Origin of the sequence: Marinomonas piezotolerans, from assembly GCF_003362755.1 — a bacterium.
In the GTDB taxonomy this organism is placed as follows: Bacteria; Pseudomonadota; Gammaproteobacteria; order Pseudomonadales; family Marinomonadaceae; genus Marinomonas; species Marinomonas piezotolerans.
This window is the reverse complement of the sequence record NZ_QKRA01000003.1, coordinates 547259-567345: the sequence shown is the minus strand read 5'-3', so window position 1 is coordinate 567345 and position 20087 is coordinate 547259. Positions and strand designations below refer to the sequence as shown.

The 20087-nt window shown below is 45.1% G+C and carries 18 protein-coding genes; 1 reads left to right on the top strand and 17 read right to left on the bottom strand.

The annotated features are described in order from the left end of the window. Nucleotides 1–289: 289 nt before the first annotated feature. The 17 genes from accA to rpsB form a co-directional block, all read right to left on the bottom strand. On the bottom strand, nucleotides 290–1237 hold the full coding sequence (gene accA / locus DN730_RS10245; protein WP_115468016.1) for an acetyl-CoA carboxylase carboxyl transferase subunit alpha: 948 nt from the start codon (nucleotides 1235–1237) through the stop codon (nucleotides 290–292). A gap of 99 nt (nucleotides 1238–1336) precedes the next feature. Then, a complete protein-coding gene (dnaE, locus tag DN730_RS10240; RefSeq protein ID WP_115468015.1) occupies nucleotides 1337–4807 on the bottom strand; it encodes a DNA polymerase III subunit alpha in 3471 nt (1156 codons plus the stop codon). Nucleotides 4808–4810: 3 nt separating this feature from the next. Beyond that, on the bottom strand, nucleotides 4811–5419 hold the full coding sequence (rnhB, locus tag DN730_RS10235) for a ribonuclease HII (RefSeq protein WP_115468014.1): 609 nt from the start codon (nucleotides 5417–5419) through the stop codon (nucleotides 4811–4813). Then, nucleotides 5412–6548, bottom strand: a complete 1137-nt coding sequence (gene lpxB, locus DN730_RS10230) for a lipid-A-disaccharide synthase (RefSeq protein WP_115468013.1) — start codon at nucleotides 6546–6548, stop codon at nucleotides 5412–5414. Before lpxB ends, rnhB begins: the two co-directional genes overlap by 8 nt. A gap of 63 nt (nucleotides 6549–6611) precedes the next feature. Then, nucleotides 6612–7388 carry an acyl-ACP--UDP-N-acetylglucosamine O-acyltransferase gene (lpxA, locus tag DN730_RS10225; protein WP_211313864.1) on the bottom strand — a complete coding sequence of 259 codons (777 nt, stop codon included), beginning with the start codon at nucleotides 7386–7388 and terminating at the stop codon, nucleotides 6612–6614. Continuing rightward, complete coding sequence (gene fabZ / locus DN730_RS10220; RefSeq protein ID WP_115468012.1) at nucleotides 7389–7826, bottom strand: 3-hydroxyacyl-ACP dehydratase FabZ; 438 nt, start codon at nucleotides 7824–7826, stop codon at nucleotides 7389–7391. It abuts the gene before it with no gap. A 7-nt stretch (nucleotides 7827–7833) separates the two neighbouring features. Next, a complete protein-coding gene (lpxD, locus tag DN730_RS10215) occupies nucleotides 7834–8868 on the bottom strand; it encodes a UDP-3-O-(3-hydroxymyristoyl)glucosamine N-acyltransferase (protein WP_115468011.1) in 1035 nt (344 codons plus the stop codon). Between the two features lie 3 nt (nucleotides 8869–8871). After that, nucleotides 8872–9366: an OmpH/Skp family outer membrane protein gene (locus tag DN730_RS10210; RefSeq protein WP_115468010.1), complete on the bottom strand. Its 495-nt coding sequence runs from the start codon at nucleotides 9364–9366 to the stop codon at nucleotides 8872–8874. An 18-nt stretch (nucleotides 9367–9384) separates the two neighbouring features. Continuing rightward, nucleotides 9385–11694 carry an outer membrane protein assembly factor BamA gene (gene bamA / locus DN730_RS10205; protein WP_245957937.1) on the bottom strand — a complete coding sequence of 770 codons (2310 nt, stop codon included), beginning with the start codon at nucleotides 11692–11694 and terminating at the stop codon, nucleotides 9385–9387. Between the two features lie 10 nt (nucleotides 11695–11704). After that, on the bottom strand, nucleotides 11705–13051 hold the full coding sequence (rseP, locus tag DN730_RS10200; protein ID WP_115468008.1) for an RIP metalloprotease RseP: 1347 nt from the start codon (nucleotides 13049–13051) through the stop codon (nucleotides 11705–11707). After that, complete coding sequence (gene ispC / locus DN730_RS10195) at nucleotides 13052–14227, bottom strand: 1-deoxy-D-xylulose-5-phosphate reductoisomerase (RefSeq protein ID WP_115468007.1); 1176 nt, start codon at nucleotides 14225–14227, stop codon at nucleotides 13052–13054. It lies immediately after the preceding gene. Then, nucleotides 14224–15027 carry a phosphatidate cytidylyltransferase gene (locus DN730_RS10190; RefSeq protein ID WP_115468006.1) on the bottom strand — a complete coding sequence of 268 codons (804 nt, stop codon included), beginning with the start codon at nucleotides 15025–15027 and terminating at the stop codon, nucleotides 14224–14226. Before DN730_RS10190 ends, ispC begins: the two co-directional genes overlap by 4 nt. A gap of 3 nt (nucleotides 15028–15030) precedes the next feature. Further along, complete coding sequence (gene uppS, locus DN730_RS10185) at nucleotides 15031–15759, bottom strand: polyprenyl diphosphate synthase (protein ID WP_115468005.1); 729 nt, start codon at nucleotides 15757–15759, stop codon at nucleotides 15031–15033. A gap of 51 nt (nucleotides 15760–15810) precedes the next feature. Beyond that, entirely contained in the window at nucleotides 15811–16368 is a 558-nt protein-coding gene (frr, locus tag DN730_RS10180; RefSeq protein WP_115468004.1) for a ribosome recycling factor, read from the bottom strand. Between the two features lie 7 nt (nucleotides 16369–16375). Continuing rightward, nucleotides 16376–17098: a UMP kinase gene (gene pyrH, locus DN730_RS10175; RefSeq protein ID WP_115468003.1), complete on the bottom strand. Its 723-nt coding sequence runs from the start codon at nucleotides 17096–17098 to the stop codon at nucleotides 16376–16378. 121 nt (nucleotides 17099–17219) lie between these two features. After that, a complete protein-coding gene (gene tsf / locus DN730_RS10170) occupies nucleotides 17220–18080 on the bottom strand; it encodes a translation elongation factor Ts (protein ID WP_115468002.1) in 861 nt (286 codons plus the stop codon). A gap of 86 nt (nucleotides 18081–18166) precedes the next feature. Beyond that, a complete protein-coding gene (rpsB, locus tag DN730_RS10165) occupies nucleotides 18167–18901 on the bottom strand; it encodes a 30S ribosomal protein S2 (protein WP_115468001.1) in 735 nt (244 codons plus the stop codon). A gap of 326 nt (nucleotides 18902–19227) precedes the next feature. On the opposite strand from rpsB, the gene map reads away from it, so the two are divergent. Beyond that, nucleotides 19228–20079 carry a type I methionyl aminopeptidase gene (map, locus tag DN730_RS10160; RefSeq protein ID WP_115468000.1) on the top strand — a complete coding sequence of 284 codons (852 nt, stop codon included), beginning with the start codon at nucleotides 19228–19230 and terminating at the stop codon, nucleotides 20077–20079. The last annotated feature ends 8 nt before the right edge of the window (nucleotides 20080–20087 follow it).

The following is a 20087-nucleotide window of genomic DNA, read 5'->3' as shown; positions in this document are numbered from 1 at the left end:
AGCGAATTGACGTGTTCACTCATCTAAGACTTCAATCTTTTTTGACCTCTAAGAGGTCTGCTGAAGTCTCCAGCGAGCGCCCACACAAATTATCTGATTATCTATTTTAAAGAGCGTCTGACTCGTTTTGCTTCGTCACTCTGAAGCGTTGTCCGTGTCAGTGGGTGCGTATAATACCTTCGCGAATTTTTAACGCAACCCCTTTTTTCATTTTTTTGAAATTAATTAACGACACAAAAAAGCCCACCTAGTAAGGCGGGCTTTCGACACAACTAGTAGTAGGGATCCTTTACAGACCGTACGACATTAACCGTTCGTATCGACGCTCCAATAATTCGTCAGTCGACATTGAATCCAGTCGATCCAAGACAGACAAAACATTTTCTTTATAACGTAGCGCCATTTCCTCATGGTTAATATGAGCTCCACCCAATGGCTCTTGCAGGATAGTATCTACAAAGCCCAGCTCTTGCAGGCGGTCCGCTGTGATGCCCATCGCCTTAGCGGCATCGGAGGCTCGATCGGCACTCTTCCATAGAATTGAAGCACATCCCTCAGGAGAAATAACGGAATAAGTGCCATATTGAAGCATCATTAGCTCATCACATACGCCAATAGCTAAAGCGCCACCAGAACCACCTTCACCGATAACAGTAGAAATTATCGGAGTTTTAAGTCGTGACATAACTGCTAAGTTGTACGCAATCGCTTCACTTTGACCACGTTCTTCAGCGCCAATACCTGGATAAGCCCCCGGTGTATCAATCAAAGTAACGATTGGCATTTTAAAGCGTTCTGCGGTTTCCATAAGACGCAAAGCTTTACGGTATCCTTCTGGTCGCGGCATACCGAAATTCCGAAGTACCTTTTCTTTAACTTCACGACCTTTCTGATGCCCAATCAACATTACTGGACGACCATCTATGCGTGCAATACCTCCAACAATGGCGCGATCATCGGCATAATGACGATCGCCATGCATTTCTTCGAAATCAGTAAAAGCATGCTTAACGTAATCTAAGGTATAAGGGCGCTTTGGATGGCGCGCCAATTGAGAGACTTCCCAAGCACCTAAGTTACTAAATAGGTTTTGTGTAAGCGCAACTTTCTTCTCTTCTAATCGGCTGATTTCTTCACTGATGTTCAGATCATTATCGTTACCGACCAAACGTAACTCTTCAATTTTTTGTTCGAGCTCAGCAATCGGCTGCTCAAAAGGTAAGTAATCTAAATTCATTTTCTACACACTGCTGTTAGGTTGCCGGATATTCTACAGAAAGTTTTAGCTTCGAACACCCTATCGCCATTCAAAGGCTGATAGGATCATAAAATGGCGCTAAGTATACACCAACTGCACATTTTGTTTACCGTAATGTTTCTGAAGTTCATAAATTAAATCGTCATCAGGGCGAATTCTCCATTGAGGTCCAAGCCTGATATCACCAGATGCTTTATCAGTATCAAAACCAATCACTACATCACACCCTTCTCCTCTATATGGAGAAATATGCTTCACCAACTGTTCAATATGAGCCTGTTTAACTTCTTGCTCAGTCCAATCAATTCGCAGTGCTTCAACATATCGCACACGCGCCATAGCAATATCAAGCACATTACGGGCAGATACCTTTTGCCCGCCACGAAACTCATCAAAGCTAACTTCACCCTCAACCACCACGACCTGATCAGGCACCAAGTATTGTTTTACGTTTTCAAACACTTCAGTAAAAACTGCGACTTCAATACGTGCAGATCGGTCATCTAATGTAATAAACGCGATATTACCGCCTCGCTTACTTTTTGTGACACGCATTTCTACAATTAACCCAGCAATAATCTGGGTATCGCGCTTGGGCTGAAGATCAACGATTTTGGAGCGGGCGAATCGACGTATTTCTTTCTCATAATCGTCAATCGGGTGACCAGTGACATATAAGCCTAGTGTATCTTTTTCACCATCTAGACGCTGACGTCCTGGCCATTCTTCTAGCACACCTATTTCATCGTATGCGCTATCTGTCGCTTCCTCAACAGCTATACCAAACAGGTCCCCCATTCCCGCATCATGACTTTTTGCCGCTTGATCCGCTCGTTTCAACGCCTCATCAATAGACGCATATAAGGTCGCACGATTTGGCCCAATGGTGTCAAAAGCGCCAGATCTAACCAAAGCCTCTAAAACACGCTTATTGACTTTACGCCCTACCCTCTGACAGAAATCAAAGATATGCTCAAAAGGGCCCTCTTTACGAGCGTTAACAATCGCCTCAATTGGACCTTCTCCTACTCCTTTAATCGCTCCCAAGCCATATATGATCGTGCCTTCTAAGTTTACCGTGAACTTATAAACAGACTCATTGACATTTGGTAGATCAAGCGCCAACCCCATTGCGCGACATTCTTCGACAAAGATAACTATTTTGTCAGTGTTTTGCATATCAGCAGATAATACAGCCGCCATAAAGGGAGCAGGATAGTGTTGCTTTAACCATGCAGTTTGATAGGACACTAACGCATAGGCTGCTGAGTGGGATTTGTTAAACCCATATCCAGCAAACTTTTCCATCAAATCAAAGATGTTACCGGCGAGATCTTTATCAATATTGTTTTTTGCAGCGCCCTCCATAAATATTAGGCGTTGCTCCTGCATAACTTCTGGCTTCTTTTTACCCATCGCTCGTCGCAACAAATCAGCGCCACCAAGAGAGAACTTTGCCAATACCTGAGCAATCTGCATAACCTGTTCTTGATATAAAATAATACCGTAAGTGGGCTCTAAGACAGGCTTTAGGTCTTGGTGTTGGTAATCAGGATGAGGAAACGCAAGTTCAGAACGACCATGTTTACGATTGATAAAATCATCAACCATCCCTGACCCTAAAGGCCCAGGCCGGTAAAGCGCCACCAATGCGATAATATCTTCAAAACGAGACGGCAATAGTTTTTTAATCAGCTCTTTCATGCCCCGTGACTCAAGCTGAAATACAGCCGTTGTCTCCGCTCTCTGCAACAAGTCGTAAGTCGCTTTATCTTCTAAATCGATTAGCTCGATTTCCAATGGCGGCTTTCCTTGGCGTGCATGCAGGTCGTTGATCATACCCAGAGCCCAATCCACCACTGTAAGCGTTTTGAGCCCTAAGAAGTCGAATTTTACTAAGCCTGCCTCTTCAACATCATTCTTATCGTATTGAGTAACAAGGCCGGAGCCGTCTTCTTCACAGTATAGCGGGGCGAAATCCGTTAATTTAGTAGGCGCAATAACCACACCACCAGCATGTTTGCCGAAGTTACGAACCGTACCTTCCAACTTAAACGCCATTTCCATAACTTCAGCAGCTTCTTCATCGCCTTCGATAAACTCAACTAAAGCCGGCTCTTCTTCTACTGCTTTTTTCAATGTCATGCCAATCTCAAAAGGAATAAGTTTCGACAACTTATCTCCTAAGCTATATGGCTTACCTTGAACCCTAGCGACGTCCCTCACAACCGCCTTCGCTGCCATCTGGCCGAACGTGATAATCTGAGACACTGCATTTCGACCATAGCGCTGAGCAACATAGTCAATCACTCGGTCGCGGTTATCCATACAAAAATCGATATCGAAGTCTGGCATCGAAACACGCTCTGGGTTCAAGAAACGCTCAAACAGCAAATCGTATTCAAGGGGATCCAAATCAGTGATTTTTAATGCATAAGCTACAAGGGAACCCGCACCCGAACCACGCCCTGGTCCAACAGGAATATCGTTATCTTTAGACCACTGGATGAAATCCATCACGATAAGGAAGTAGCCTGGAAACCCCATTTGATTGATGATATCGAGTTCAAAGTTCAGCCGATCAATGTATTCCTGCTTTTTCGCAAGAATCCGATCGCCACCTTTTTTTACCAGCAAATCAAACCGCTCTTTTAAGCCTGCATGTGAAAGCTCACGAAAGTAGTCTTCCATAGTCATTCCCTCTGGCACAGGGAAGTCCGGCAAGAAGTAAGTGCCTAATAAAACGTCAACGTTACAGCGTTTAGCAATCTCAACTGTGTTTTCGATGGCTTCACGCAAATCAGAAAACAACTCTGTCATTTCATCAGCAGTCTTAAAGTATTGCTCTTCCGAATACTTGCGAACGCGACGAGGATCCCCCAATGTGATCCCATCATGGATCGAAACTCGAGCTTCATGCGCTTCAAAATCTTCTCGTTTTAAAAAGCGGACATCGTTCGTTGCCACTACAGGACAGCTTAATTCGGCAGCGAGCGGCACAATACTGTGTATATAATCCTCTTCGCCTGATCGAAGTGTACGCACTACTTCAGCGTAGTAACGCCCTGGAAAGGTGTCCATCCAACGCTGCAAGTAAACTTTTGCTTCTGACATTCGCCCTTTAGCTAACAAAAAGCCAACATCACCGTGCATACCTCCAGACAAAGCGATCACATCTCCGGAGTGCTCAGCGACCCACTCTCGCTTAATAATCGGTCGTCCATCTACTTGACCATGCTGATATCCTTTTGAAATCACCTCAATCACATTTTTGTAGCCATCATTGGTCATGGCCAACAACGTCATTCGAGTTCTTTGCTCTATCTCATCGGTCGCCTCAAGTACAATATCTGCACCGCAAATGGGCTTAATACCTTTACCCATAGCACCTGTATAAAAGCGTATGAACCCGCAAAGGTTATTTTCATCGGACATTGCAACGGCCGGCATACCTTGCTGTTCGGCCTCAGAAACCAAGCCTTTGACCTTAACAAGCCCGTCTACTAGGGAATATTCAGTATGCACGCGAAGGTGGATAAAAGAGGACATGTATTAACCTTCTAAGATTCGTTTAACTGGGGCAAAACTACGACGATGAATATCACACACACCATGTTCTTTTATTGCCGCTAGATGTTGCGCTGTAGGGTAGCCTTTGTGTTTAGCAAAACCATACTGAGGATAATGCGCATCTAGGGCTACGACCTCTCTGTCTCGAGTCACTTTCGCCAAAATCGACGCTGCAGCTATCGCTGATTGACGAGCATCCCCTTTGACAACCGCTTCAGCGGGACACGGCAAAAGTTTTGGGACTCGATTTCCGTCAATCAATACATGCTCGGGTGCCACAGAGAGTGACATTACCGCCCGCTGCATTGCCAACATACTGGCATGCAATATATTCAATTCGTCAATTTCTTCGACACTCGCTCGTGCCACACTGTAAGACAATGCATTGTTAATAATATCTTCATATAGTGCTTCTCGTCTCTTTTCACTCAGCTTTTTAGAGTCGTTCAGGCCTACGATAGGATGCAATGGATCTAAAATGACTGCCGCCGCGATAACATCACCGGCTAACGGGCCACGCCCTGCTTCATCAACTCCCGCCAGCAGCCAGCCACTGTATTCAAGGCTTTCAAAAGGAACTAATTCACTCACTCCCTAGCTCCTTAACAATAGCATTTGCTGCCGCTTCACCAGCATTAGACTTAAGCATCTTATGAAGCGAGACATATGTCTTATGTAATTCCTCATCTTGCTGAAAACGCACTTCTTGCTCCAATAAGGCTGATGCCATCTTTTCTGGCGTAGCGTCATCTTGAAGGAGCTCTGGAATCAAACGCTTTTTTGCCAGCAAATTCGGTAATGACACGTATGGCACCTTAAACATGCGCTTCATAATGGCATAAGTCAGTGCTGTAAAACGATAGGCAACCACCATAGGGCGCTTAACCAACATTGCCTCCAATGCTGCTGTACCTGACGCTAGCAAAATCGCATCTCCAGCCGCCATCACCTCTCGAGAACGACCGTCCACTATCACTGCCGACAGATTATATTCTTTCAGAATCGCTTCAATTTGTTCTCGACGGTCTGCGTTTGCTGAAGGAATCAGAAACTGAGTAGCGGGATACTGTGCTTGAAGCAATTTCATCGTTTGGGCAAACAATGGCATTAAGCGACTAACCTCTCCTCCTCTCGATCCCGGTAAAATGGCCAACCACCGACCCTGCTGATCTACGCCCAGAGCTTGGCGCGCTGCCACCTTATCTGACTCCATGGGAACATCATCGGCTAAAGTATGGCCCACGCAGACAGCTGGAATATGATGCGCTCGGTATATTTCTAGTTCAAAGGGAAACAGTGTTAGCATCAAATCAACCGACTTCTTGATTTTGAAAATGCGTTTCTGACGCCAAGCCCATACTGATGGACTAACATAGTGGATGGTTTTCAATCCTCTCTCTCGCAGTTTTCTTGCCAAAGGTAAATTAAAATCTGGCGAATCGATACCAATGTAGGCGTCAGGCTGAACTGACAAACAATGTTGAAACAAAGATTTTCTAATACCCAACAACTCTCTCAGACGCCCAAGCACTTCAAACAACCCCATAACAGATAAGCGCTCCATGGGGACACGCGTATGAAACCCCTCCGCTATCATCAATGGCCCGCCGATACCTTCATAAATCGCATCGGGGTATCGCTGCTTTAGATGCTTAATCAAGTTTGCACCGAGAATATCTCCAGATGCTTCACCCGCCACTATCACAAATCGCTTTTGCATGCCGTAATACCTTCATAAAAAAACCCCGAAAAGATCGGGGTTTCTTTGCTACACAATGTTTTGCTAACGAACAATACCTCGTCTTGAGCGACGAATAGATAATACAAAGTCCGCGACATCCTGGATTTTAAAGATCTCACTCCCTTCTATCTCAGCCAATGCTTTCTCTAATGGGAGTGATTTAAGGTAGACCGTCTTATAGGCCGACCGTAGAGCCTTAATAATTTCAGGGGCAGTGCCACGACGACGCATCCCCTCAAAATTCATTCCATGAGCCTTAGCTGGGTCTCCAGAAATCATCATAAAGCGTGGCACATCCTTAGTAACCATAGATCCCATACCACACATACTAAATGAGTTAATCTGACAGAACTGGTGTATCCCCGTATACCCTCCAAGAATAACAGAATCACCTACATGTACATGACCAGCTAATGCGGCATAGTTGGCGAGTATATTATTGTCACCAACAATGCAATCGTGACCAACATGGGTGCTCGCCATAAATAGGTTATCATTACCTATTTTAGTGATACCTTGATCTTGGATGGTGCCACGATGCAACGTAGCGTTTTCTCGAATAACATTGCGGTCACCGATAATGAGCTCTGTCGGCTCCCCTTTATATTTCTTGTCCTGATTCGCTTCACCAACTGAAGCAAACTGAAATATTTCATTTTGCTCACCGATAATCGTATGTCCATTAATAACGACATGAGATTTGATAACGGTGCCTGAGCCGATCTGAACATTAGGTCCAATGACACAGAACGGCCCAACTTCAACATCACTGTCTAGTTCAGCCTTGGGATCAACTATCGCAGTTGGATGTATCAACACTTAAACTTTCCTATCAGCACACAATATAGTTGAAGAGCACACGAGCTCTCCCTCAACTGACGCCTTGACTTCAAATTTCCAGATACCACGGCGCTCTGTTAAAATCTTCGCTTCTAATTGTAGACGATCTCCAGGTACAACGGGACGTTTAAATCGCGTATTATCAGCCCCCACAAAATAGTAGATAGAGCCATCTTCAGGCGTTTTACCCATCGTTTTAAAACCTAGAATGCCCGCTGCTTGAGCCATCGCCTCGATAATTAAAACACCCGGCATCACTGGATGATCAGGAAAGTGACCATTAAAAAACGGTTCATTCACCGTCACATTTTTATACGCAACGATTGATTCCCCTAATGTAATATCCACAACACGATCTACAAGTAGAAACGGGTAACGGTGGGGAAGATAACGGCGAATCTCATTCACATCCATCATTTGTGCATTAACCTTTTGTTAAAAGCGTAGAAACTTGTTTTTCCAATTTTGTAATTTGCGCCGCCATATTCTCTATACGACGCAAGCGGGCTGCAGATCGTCGCCATTTGGGAGTACTATCTAGCGCTGTGCCAGAAGAATAAGAGCCAGGTTCATGAATCGAGCGTGTCACCAAACTCATAGCAGTGACATGCACGTTATCAGTAATTGATAAATGTCCAGCTAACCCGACACCACCGCCAAGCGTACACGATTTGCCTATTATAGAACTTCCCGCAATACCGACACACCCTGCAATCGCACTATTATCGCCGATTACGACGTTATGAGCAATTTGTACAAGGTTATCAATCTTCACTCCGTTACCGATAATCGTGTTATCAATCGCTCCGCGATCAATAGTAGTATTCGCCCCAACTTCAACATCATCCCCTATAATCACTGAGCCCAGTTGATGTATTTTCCTCCAAGCACCTTGGTCAGGCGCGAAACCAAACCCATCAGAGCCGATAACAGCTCCACTGTGGACGATACATCGAGCCCCCAAAACCACGCCACTATAGAGTGACACGTTTGCGGCGATACGAGTTTTTTCTCCGATTACAATATCTTCATCTAAAACAGTGCCTGCACCAATCATCACGTTATCGCTAATAGCTGTGTTGGCACCGATCACAACATTAGGCCCCAATACAACACCATGCCCCATTGTTGCTGTTGGATGAATTTGTGCGGATGGATGAATATTTGCGCTCCAACCTTGTGGATCTGAAACGAATAATTGCGACACCTTAGCAAACGCTAGGTAAGGATTACGCACGAGAATCGCGTTGCGCACCTTTGAGGCATCCTTTAGATCACGTATTAATACTGCCCCGGCTTCACTGCTAGAAAGCTGATTCGCATATTTAGGATTAGAGATAAAGCTCAACTGCTCAGGCTTCGCTTTGTGTAGTGAACCGAGCGAGCTCACTACATAATCAGGATCACCAAGCAACTCACCCTCAACATGCTTCGATATCTCTAACAGTGTGTAACTCATTCACTATTTCTCTTTATTAAGTTTCTCAATCAACTCGGCGGTAATATCAACCGAGTTATTCGTATAAAGGGCCGCCTGACGGTTAAGAACAGCGTCTAGCTTCCGCTCCTCAATAATCTCTTTTAACGCTGCCTCACCTCTGGGAGTCAGGTCTCGAATAAGCTTTTGCTCCATCTGCTGCGCCTGCTGCTGCATAGCAGACACCATACTACGGAGCTGGTTCTGCTTTTCATTGATCGCCTGACGACGCTTCTGTACATCTTCTGGCGCGAGTGTCAGCTCGTCTCGCTTCAAGGACTCCACCATCTCCCGCAAAGCATCATCTTCCTTATCTAAACGAACTCTCATCTGATCCACTTGCTGACGCGGAGCTTTGGCAGCTTCTTGACCCGCATTGCTTTGCAATAGAGCTCCATGAAAATCAAGCACAGCTATTTCCGCTGCATACGCCTGTACGCTAATTAGCGCTGCAAACACTAGCCCTATATACGCTTTCATTATAAACCCTCCTAAATTTTAGAATGTTGTACCAAGTTGGAACTGGAAGAAATCTGTAGAATCGCCATCTTTCGGGTTCAACGCTCGAGATAAATTAAACGATAGTGGTGCTATAGGCGTAATCCAAGTCCAATTCAGACCAAGACTGTATCGAACCTCAGAGACATCTATACCTTCATTACATGTCGTGTTGCCCGCTAGACAAAAGTCTGTGAACACGTTACCGGCGTCCAGAAATATAGAGGTGCGTACAGAGCGATGATCTTCAACCATTGGCATAGGAAAAATCAATTCAGCAGTACCTGCCAGCAAAATATTCCCACCAATTGAGTCGGTATCAGTACCATTGCTATAAGAGTTCTTGGGGCCAAGTGAGGACGCACGATAGCCACGTACTGTATAAACACCTCCGGCGTAGTAATTCTCAAAAAATGGCAGGCGATCTGTATCTCCATACCCCATCCCATAACCTGCTCGGCCTTTAAGATGGAATAACCATAGCTTGTTGTCCGTTAAGTTCCAGTATCCTTGAGAAGTTACTCCTAGTTTCGCATAACTTTGATCACCAATAGGCGTCGCTACATCCAGTGTTACACGGTGCGAATAGCCATCCGTCGGCAAGACACCTCCAATAATATCACTGTCACTCCACGCGATATTAGCTAAAACATCATCGTAAGAATCACCGTAAGTATTCAAGTAATCACTGGTTTCATTCGATGGATTGGATCCTAAGTCTACAGTCGTGGTTTTAACTGTTGCACCAAAACTCAATCTCTGCGTTTCACTAACCGGATAACCAAAGCTAACAGAAGCGCCTATTTTATCCAGATCATAATCTTCTACATCATCCTGCTCATGATCACTTACTTGGTAAAATAAGCTATATCCGCGACTCACCCCATCAACAGTAAAATAAGGATTATCATAAGAAAGCGTATAATTCTGAGTTTGATTAGTGCGGCTCATATTAAATGCTAACTTATTACCCGTGCCCAAGAAATTACGCTTAGAGACGCCAAAACCTAAAACTGTTCCATCTGATTGAGAGTAACCAATACTGGCTTGAATGCTGCCAGAAGGCTGCTCTTCAACTGTTACATTTATATCTACTTGATCGGTAGTGCCAGGTACGGAACGAGTTTTTAAATCGACTTTAGAGAAAAAGCCCAGTCGCTCAATCGCTCGTTTCGAACTCTGTATTTTTGTGTGGGTGGCTAGAGCGCCTTCAAACTGCGTCATTTCTCGACGCAATACTTCATCCTTCGTTTCGGAGTTACCCGAGAAATTGATACGCCGTACATACACTTTCGGGCCTGGCGTAATGTGATAGGTCAAATCTACTTTATGATTATCAAGCTTCGAGGGTATAACATTCACGTTAGCAAACAGATAACCGTCATCACCTAATTGTGTAGAGATTGCCTCCATTATATCAGTGACTTGTTTACGAGAAAAAACATCTCCTTGTTCCTGATCGATGTGTTGCCAAACCAAGTCTTCAGTAATAGGCAAAGACCCGCTCAATGCTACATCATTAATGTAGTATGGCTGACCCTCTTCAATGTTAACGACGACATACACATCTCGCTTATCAGATGAGACACTTACTTGATTTGAAATAAGCTGATAATCCAAATACCCTCTATCTAGATAAAAGCTTCTAAGGACTTCAAGGTCACCTTGAACCTTTTGTTTCGAATACTCATCGGCAGAACTAAAAGGGTTAAAATAACCAGTCTCTGCGGACGCAAAGTTTTTAGTCAACTCTTCGGTATCAAACGCTTTATTACCCACTATATTAATGTGGACAATTTTGGCCGTCACACCCTCTTCAATGTTTATGCGAATAGCAACGCGACTACGAGGCAACTCCTCCACCTCAATATCAACCTTTGCGCTATATCGACCTAAAGAGTAATACTGTCTCTGTAGCTCTTGCTCTATTTGGTTTAACGTTTCAGGTTTATAGATTTCTCCTACCTCTAAACCTGATAATTTAAGGCCACGCTGTAGATCATCTTTGGAAATCATGTCATTTCCTTCGATCGTCAGCTGACCAATTGAGGGACGCTCAACCACCTTAAAGATAACAACGTCATCTTCCTCATACACATCGATATCACTAAAGTAGCCTGTCGAAAAAAGACTATTTACTGCATCATATACATTCGAAGAATCATAACCTGAGCCTTGCTTAAAACCGATAGTGTCAAATGCTCGGGTTGCAGACATCTGCACTAAGCCATCGATTCGAACATCGGCCACCGTCTTTGCAAAACTATATACACTACAACACGCCAACAATACGGCAACAAAGACTTTCACATATACCTCTCTACAAGCGGGCAATATCATTAAATAACGCGACAGCCATCATCGCGAACAACAGCGAAGCCCCAATACGATAAGCGACGCCTTGAATCCGTTCTGAAACAGGTTTACGTCGCACAGCTTCTATACCAAAAAACAACAAATGCCCACCATCTAGCATCGGGATCGGAAGCAAATTTAAAACACCAAGACTAACACTCAAGTAAGCCATAAATTTCAGGAAAGACTGCACCCCAGAATCAGCCGAGGCACTAGCAACCTTTGCGATCGTAATTGGTCCAGAAAGATTATCAAGCGATAACAAACCCTGAAGCATTTTTCCGATGGAACCAACAGTCAAAGCTGTCATCTTCCATGTTTGCACAACACCGTATTCAAGCGCACCGAAAAAACCAAATTGCCGCTCTCTTAGATCTTCAGATGACAAAACTGGCGGCTCAACACCAACCCCAGCAACCCCGGTCATAGTACCATCTATTTCTCGAGCGCTTGGCGTTAGAACTAAAGATTTACGTTGCCCTGCGCGCTCAACAATAAGATCCAGCGGGGCATTGGGGCTAGATTGCACCCAAGCTACCAGTTGTTGCCATGTATCGACTTGGTCATCATTAACACTGAGCACTTTGTCGCCAGGAATAACCCCAGCTTGTTGTGCTGCGCCCCCTTCCACTACATGAGCAATAACTGGGTCAACGGTCGGTCGCCAAGGTCGCACACCAAACTCAGCGATCAAATTGTTTGCCTCAGATCCCACCAACCATCTATTCAAAGAAAACGTTTCCTGCTGCTCGACGGTCGTATCACTAGGTAAATAGCGAACACTAAATACACCTGTTTGGCCAATCAAGTCTGCTAACACTAGATTTACATCTTCCCAAGAATGCGTCACGACGCCATTCACTTGCGTTAGCTCATCTCCATGAGAAATTGACGTTTGCGCTAACGGGGAGCCTGGAGTCACACCATCAATTTTAGGCGCAATTGACTGCAACCCCATTCCCGCGATAACAGCATAAAGCGCAATAGCCAATATAAAGTTCGCAATAGGTCCTGCAGCGACAATAGCAATGCGCTGTCCAACAGATTTGCAATTAAACGTTTGTGAGCGCAACTCCCTAGGGACATTTCCCTCCCGCTCATCTAACATCCGCACAAAGCCACCGAGCGGTATCATAGCTAAAGTGAATGCAGTGCCCGACTTACTTGTATAGGTATAAATAGGCTTACCGAAACCAACAGAAAAGCGCAGCACTTTTACGCCGCATAAACGCGCAACATAGTAATGACCAAACTCATGAAATGTGATCAGTACTCCCAATGCCACCACAAAGGACAGAACATTCTGGGCCATCTATTTAGTCTCCGTGTCAATTACACGCAATGCCATTGAGCGGGCTTCAAAGTCCGCATCAAACACCGCACCGAGTTCATTGACAACACTTATCTCTGAGCGTTCAAGTACCTTTTCATTTATGCGAGCTATATCTAAAAAGCTGATTTGCTTATTAAGGAACGCCGCAACAGCAACCTCATTTGACGCATTTAACGTTGCCATGGCTGTTCCTCCCATAAACCACGCTTCTTTTGCCAGCCTCAAATTAGGAAACCGCTTAATATCGGGCGCTTCAAAATTAAGCTGGGACACCGAGAATAAATCAAGTGGAGGAACATCAGTTTCCACCCTTTTAGGCCAAGTCATACCGTAGGCAATCGGAATTTTCATATCAGGGTTACCCATTTGCGCAATGACGGAGCCATCTTTATAAGAAACCATCGAATGAATGATACTTTCAGGATGCACCACCACTTGCACTTGATCAGGCGTCACATCAAACAACCAGCACGCCTCGATCAACTCCAAGCCCTTGTTCATCAAACTTGCAGAGTCTACCGATATCTTTTGCCCCATCGTCCAATTAGGATGCGCACAAGCCTGAGCTGGGGTTACAGCGCACATTTGCTCCATAGAAAACTCACGGAAGGGCCCACCAGATGCAGTTAATAAAATTTTATCCACGTCTCGCTTTATGGCGCCCTGCTTTGTTTGAGGCAGACATTGATAAATAGCGTTATGCTCACTATCAATAGGCATCAAGACCACATTATGCTTCGCCACTTCGTCCATAAACAAACGACCAGCGGTCACCAAGCTCTCTTTGTTCGCAAGCAAAACCCTTTTACCAGACCGAATTGCAGCCAGAGTAGGACGCAATCCCGCGAACCCCATAATGCTTGCCATAACCTGATCACAAGCATCATCAGAGGCAATGTCTTCCATCGCCTCGCTTCCCCATTCGAATTGAATAGGAAGGCCATGACACAATTTTGCAAGAGCATCACGCGCTTTTTCGGATCCCATAACAGCACGCTGCGGCAAAAACTGCCGACATATTTCTGCCATTCGCTCGACACTAGAATTAGCTGCAACACTTACTAGCTCAAACTGATCACTATGCTTCTCGATGACATCCAAGGTACTGGAGCCTATCGACCCAGTCGCACCGAGTAGACATATTTTCTGTTTCACAACCAACCTACCAACGTCAACATTAGCGCATACAGCGGTGCTGCAGACGTAAGACTGTCTACACGATCCATAACACCGCCATGACCTGGAATAAGCTGACTAGAATCTTTCAAATCTTCATGCCGCTTAAAAAGACTTTCTGTTAAATCACCTAGCACTGATGTGAGTACCGTCACCAGCGCAATAGTCGCCAACACAGCCCATGCACTGACACTGTAACCATTTAGAACAGAAAAAATCACGACCCCAGATTGAACAACAATCAAGCCACCGTAGACACCCTCCCAAGACTTCCCCGGAGAAACAGATGGGGCTAATTTGCGTCTACCAAACGCGCGACCTGAGAAGTAAGCACCAGAGTCTGCCCCCCAAATCATTCCCATCAACACCAAAACCCAAACTACGAAATGCTCTGAACCGCGCAGCACCACCAAAGAAGCCCATGTCGTCAACAGCACTAAGAGACCAAATAACACTCGAACGATACGAGTTCTCCACCCCGTATTCTGAGGATATTTCACCACCCAGAGCAACGCCAGCAGCCATAACACGGGAGCAATAAGTAGGGTCACAGAATAAAGATCAAAAAGCGCAACGCCATAACAAAGTGTCCCCACTAACCCCGCGAAGGCAAATCGACCTTGCTGACGGTGAATTCCGGCCAATCTAGCCCACTCCCAGCCTGCAACCAAAACGACTCCACCGATGGCTAACTCAAAGCTTGCCGGCTCCAAACCAAACACTGCATAGATAAATAGAAACGCCATAACCATGGCACTTAAAACTCTGGGTAGAAGCATAAACTAACGTCCGCCGTATCGACGCTGACGACCTTGATAGATCGTCAGTGCCTCATTGAAGTGATCGCCATCGAAGTCAGGCCAGAGAACCGGCATAAAAATAAATTCAGCGTAAGCCAGCTGCCAAAGCAAGAAATTGCTGACACGCTCTTCACCAGATGTACGAATTATTAAATCTAGTTCGGGCAGCCCTGCAAGACAGGTATGCCGCCCTAATGCTCGCTCATCAATGTCGTCTAACGAGATTTCGCCATCTCTTACCTGCCGCGCCACTTCCTTGGCCGCTTGGGCGATATCCCACCGACCGCCGTAATTGGCCGCAATAGCGAGAACCATACCATCGTTGTGCTGCGTTGCTTGCTCAGCAACTGCAATTTGCTCCTGAAGTTTCTCGCTGAACCCGGTTTTATCGCCAACCACGATCAAGCGGATTGAATGCTGTGCCATACGCTTAGCTTCTTTTTTCAGAGAACGCATGAACAAATTCATCAACCCATCAACTTCTACTTGGGGGCGACGCCAATTTTCACTTGAGAAAGCGAATAGCGTAAGTACTTTTACACCCTGACGCGCCGCAGCCTCAACTGTTTTACGAACAGCATTAGCTCCCGCAGTGTGCCCCGCGATACTTGGAAGATGTTTTTTCTTTGCCCAGCGATTATTGCCATCCATTATAATAGCAACGTGAGCAGGAGCGGATTGGCCTTCAGCAGCCAACTCTTGATCAGACATAGAGCTACCTAGTCAAAATAAAAAGGCAGGCATTATCTGCCTGCCCTCTTTTTAGATTTCCATCAGGTCTTTTTCTTTCGCAGCAAGACGCTCTTCAATTTGAGCAACATACTTATCTGTGATTTTTTGCACCTGATCCTGAGCACGACGGTCGTCGTCTTCAGAAATCTCTTTTTCTTTAACTAGATCTTTCAGCGTACCATTTGCATCGCGACGAATATTTCGAATCGCGATGCGGCCGTTTTCTGCTTCGGCTTTTGCTTGCTTAAAGTAGTTACCGCGAGTTTCCTCGGTTAACGCAGGCAAAGGTATGCGGATCAAATTACCTGTCGTGGATGGGTTTAAGCCAAGATCAGACTTAAGAATGGCCTTCTCGATTTCAGGTACCATATTCCCTTCCCAAGGGGAGATCCCAAGTGTACGAGCATCCTCAACTGTAATGTTAGCCACTTGACTAAGTGGGGTTTCACTACCGTAATAGTTCACTTTAACTGGATCCAACAAGCTAGGGTGCGCACGGCCAGTACGAATCTTGTTAAACGCTATCTCAACTGAAGAAACAGCTTTACCCATGCGGTCTTCCGCATCTTTCAAAATATCGTTGATCATTGGTTCCTCACTTAATAATGGTGCCTTCGTCACCACCAGTCATGATGTTTATCAGAGCGCCTGGTTTGTTCATATTAAAAACTCTAACTGGCATCTGGTGATCACGGGTCAAACAAATTGCAGTTAAGTCCATGACGCCTAACTGTTTTTCTAAAACCTCATCAAAAGTTAATGTATCATATTTCACTGCATTTTGATCCTTCATTGGATCTGCAGAATAAACCCCATCAACTTTTGTCGCTTTCAGCACAACGTCCGCATCTATTTCAATACCACGCAAGCACGCAGCAGAGTCTGTGGTGAAAAATGGATTCCCCGTACCCGCTGAAAAAATAACCACATCACCATCTTTTAGATGGCGCATCGCACGACGACGATCGTAAGGCTCAACAATACCTGTCATCGTAATAGCAGACATCACACGAGTAGAAATATTTGCACGCTCAAGAGCATCTCGCATCGCCAAGGCATTCATAACCGTAGCAAGCATTCCCATATGATCGCCGGTTACTCGATCCATCCCAGCCTCACTTAATGCTTGACCGCGAAACAAGTTACCACCACCAATCACTATTCCAACTTCCACACCGATACCGCGTAGTTGACCAATCTCTAACGCAATACGACTCAGCACTTTTGGATCTATACCAAAGGTCTCATCTCCCTGGAGAGCTTCACCGCTCAATTTCAACAAAATGCGCTTGTATTTTGAATTCTTTTCTTTAGGCATTACCAACCTCCGGTCATGGTGAGAAGTGCGCACTCAAGCAGCACAAAGCAAACTTCAGTACGATATTCATAAAAAGGGGCAGTCAAGCTGCCCCTTTTTTATACTCAAACGTCCAGCTGAATTAGCCTTTCAATTGAGCAGCAACCTCTGCAGCAAAATCAGTCTCTTCGACCTCAATACCTTCACCCACTTCGATGCGAATGAAAGAAGTTACAGTCGCACCAGCATCTTTCGCTAGCTGACCAACTTTCACTTCAGGGTTCTTAACAAACGCTTGCTCGTTTAAGCTGTTTTCTGCCAAGAACTTCTTGATACGGCCGCCAATCATTTTATCAACGATTTCAGCTGGCTTGCCTGCCATGTCTGGCTGAGCACGAATAATCTCTTCTTCTTTTGCAAGGATATCAGCAGGCATATCTTCACCACGGACAACGCGTGGGTTAACCGCTGTAACGTGCATTGCTACATCTTTAGCAAGCTCTGCATCTCCACCTTCTAGCTGAGCTAGAGCAGCGATTTGACCATTGCTATGCAAGTAGCCTGCAACCAAACCACCTTCTACTAACACTGCACGACGAGGTGTGATGTTTTCACCAATTTTCTGAACAAGCGCTTCGCGAGCTTCAAGCATTTCGCCAGAAATCACAACCGCCATATCAGTTTCTTTTGTAGCAAAGACAGCGTCAGCAACTTTATTGGCAAACGCTAGGAAACCTTCGTCACGCGCCGCGAAATCAGTCTCAGAGTTGATCTCAACCAATACACCGTAAGAATTATCATCAGCAATCTTCATGATGATAGTACCTTCAGCAGCAGTACGGCCAGCTTTCTTAGCTGCTTTCATGCCACTGGATTTGCGTAGCTCTTCAATTGCTACTTCAATGTCACCACCTGCTGCAGTCAGAGCTTTTTTACACTCCATCATGCCCAAGCCAGTGCGGTCACGTAGTTCTTTTACCATTGCTGCAGATACTGCGGCCATGTGTATTCCCCTCGTACGATAACAAATTTAAAAAAGGGAGAGAGATCTCCCCCCTTTAGAAACAAGACCAGTTATGATCCGTAAAATTAAGCTTCAGTGGCTTCGCTTACTTCAACAAACTCGTCAGCGCTACCCGCTGCTGCAGCACGACCTTCTAGGGCCGCATCTGCAAATGCAGAAACGTACAATTGTACTGCACGAATTGCGTCATCGTTTGCAGGAATAACGTAATCGATACCATCTGGATCACTGTTAGTATCAACGATACCGATAACAGGGATACCTAGCTTGTTAGCTTCTTTGATTGCAATACGCTCGTGATCAACGTCTACAACGAAAAGCACATCTGGTAGACCACCCATATCTTTAATACCGCCCAAAGAGCGCTCAAGTTTTTCAAGCTCACGAGTACGCATCAAAGCTTCTTTTTTAGTTAGCTTTTCAAACGTGCCATCGTTTTGTTGACCGTCTAGTTCACGAAGACGCTTGATAGAAGCACGGATCGTTTTGTAGTTTGTCAACATACCACCCAACCAACGGTGGTTAACGTATGGCATAGACGCGCGAGATGCTTGCTCAGCAATTGTTTTAGATGCTGCACGCTTAGTACCAACAAATAACACTTTGTTCTTGTTCTGAGCCATGTTCTTAACAAGCTCAAGCGCTTCGTTAAGAGCAGGAACAGTGTGCTCTAGGTTGATGATATGAATCTTGTTACGAGCACCAAAAATGAAAGGCTTCATTTTTGGGTTCCAGTAACGAGTTTGGTGACCGAAGTGTGAACCAACCTGTAGTAGGTCGCGCATAGAAACTGTAGGCATTTTAAATATCCTTCGCATTTGGGTTAGGTTAACTTGCTAGCCCTAGCCTCTCAGCCTATTGAAATTTAAAGCAATTTCAGGCACCCCAGAGACGCTATTTTAATTAGGCAACAAGGTCGTTAGATTGTCTAATAGTTATGCTCAATTCTGCAATCAGAATCAAGCGGGCGTGTTATACCATATTCCCACTTTTTTCAAAAGCACATATTTCTACCTACATACACTCCCGCGTAAGATTTTTTCTCTCCTCATGGGGGAATAACGACCTCAACTCATGTAGAATATTGCACATCTTTAGACTATTGAATATTTAAGACAGTTTTATTATGAGCAATGAGATCCTACAAAAAGTTAATGAGCTAACCGCTAACGGTCGGGTAGACGTTCCCGTTTGGACACCACGCCCTGCGGCGACCCGTTTTACTGACATAAACGATATTGAAGGCATGCGAACTGCTGGCAGACTTGCCAGCGAAGTACTGACAATGCTTGAACAATATGTTGTACCAGGCGTCTCTACTGAGCAGCTCGATATTATCGCTCATAACTACATTGTTGCGGAACAAGGCGCCATTCCTGCCCCACTAAACTATCACGGGTTCCCGAAATCTTGTTGCACGTCCGTTAACGATGTCATTTGTCATGGCATTCCGAACGACAAACTTCTAAAAAAAGGTGATGTTGTCAACATCGATATTACCGTTATCAAAGATGGTTACTATGGCGATACCAGCAAGATGTTTTTTGCAGGGTCAGTCGCACCACATGCAGAACGCTTATGTAAAGTGACCCAAGAGAGCCTGTACCTTGCCATTCGAATGGTAAAACCAGGTGTACGTCTTGGTGATATCGGTGCTGCGATATCCGACCATGCCCATAAACATCACTACTCTGTAGTGGAGGAGTACTGTGGCCATGGAGTGGGAACGACATTCCATGGTGAACCTCAAGTTGCACATTACGGCAAAGCAGGTACAGGAGTCGCGCTTGAGGAAGGTATGACACTAACCATCGAACCTATGATCAATGCAGGCAAAAAGCAAGTTAAGCATACCGGCCCTGATAACTGGATTGCGAAAACTAAAGATGGCCGCTTGTCAGCGCAGTACGAGCACACATTGCTGGTTACAGCCGATGGCGTAGAAGTACTCACGCTACGTCCAGAAGAAACAATTTAAACCTATTT

Bases quoted from the DNA above. Each gene is read 5' to 3' on its own strand.
- DN730_RS10210 (WP_115468010.1), bottom strand. From the start codon at position 9,366: ATGAAAGCGTATATAGGGCTAGTGTTTGCAGCGCTAATTAGCGTACAG.
- rseP (WP_115468008.1), bottom strand. From the start codon at position 13,051: ATGGCCCAGAATGTTCTGTCCTTTGTGGTGGCATTGGGAGTACTGATC.
- rpsB (WP_115468001.1), bottom strand. From the start codon at position 18,901: ATGCCTACAGTTTCTATGCGCGACCTACTACAGGTTGGTTCACACTTC.
- uppS (WP_115468005.1), bottom strand. From the start codon at position 15,759: ATGTCTGATCAAGAGTTGGCTGCTGAAGGCCAATCCGCTCCTGCTCAC.
- dnaE (WP_115468015.1), bottom strand. From the start codon at position 4,807: ATGTCCTCTTTTATCCACCTTCGCGTGCATACTGAATATTCCCTAGTA.
- frr (WP_115468004.1), bottom strand. From the start codon at position 16,368: ATGATCAACGATATTTTGAAAGATGCGGAAGACCGCATGGGTAAAGCT.
- accA (WP_115468016.1), bottom strand. From the start codon at position 1,237: ATGAATTTAGATTACTTACCTTTTGAGCAGCCGATTGCTGAGCTCGAA.
- pyrH (WP_115468003.1), bottom strand. From the start codon at position 17,098: ATGCCTAAAGAAAAGAATTCAAAATACAAGCGCATTTTGTTGAAATTG.
- lpxD (WP_115468011.1), bottom strand. From the start codon at position 8,868: ATGAGTTACACACTGTTAGAGATATCGAAGCATGTTGAGGGTGAGTTG.
- map (WP_115468000.1), top strand. From the start codon at position 19,228: ATGAGCAATGAGATCCTACAAAAAGTTAATGAGCTAACCGCTAACGGT.
- lpxB (WP_115468013.1), bottom strand. From the start codon at position 6,548: ATGCAAAAGCGATTTGTGATAGTGGCGGGTGAAGCATCTGGAGATATT.
- fabZ (WP_115468012.1), bottom strand. From the start codon at position 7,826: ATGATGGATGTGAATGAGATTCGCCGTTATCTTCCCCACCGTTACCCG.
- tsf (WP_115468002.1), bottom strand. From the start codon at position 18,080: ATGGCCGCAGTATCTGCAGCAATGGTAAAAGAACTACGTGACCGCACT.
- DN730_RS10190 (WP_115468006.1), bottom strand. From the start codon at position 15,027: ATGCTTCTACCCAGAGTTTTAAGTGCCATGGTTATGGCGTTTCTATTT.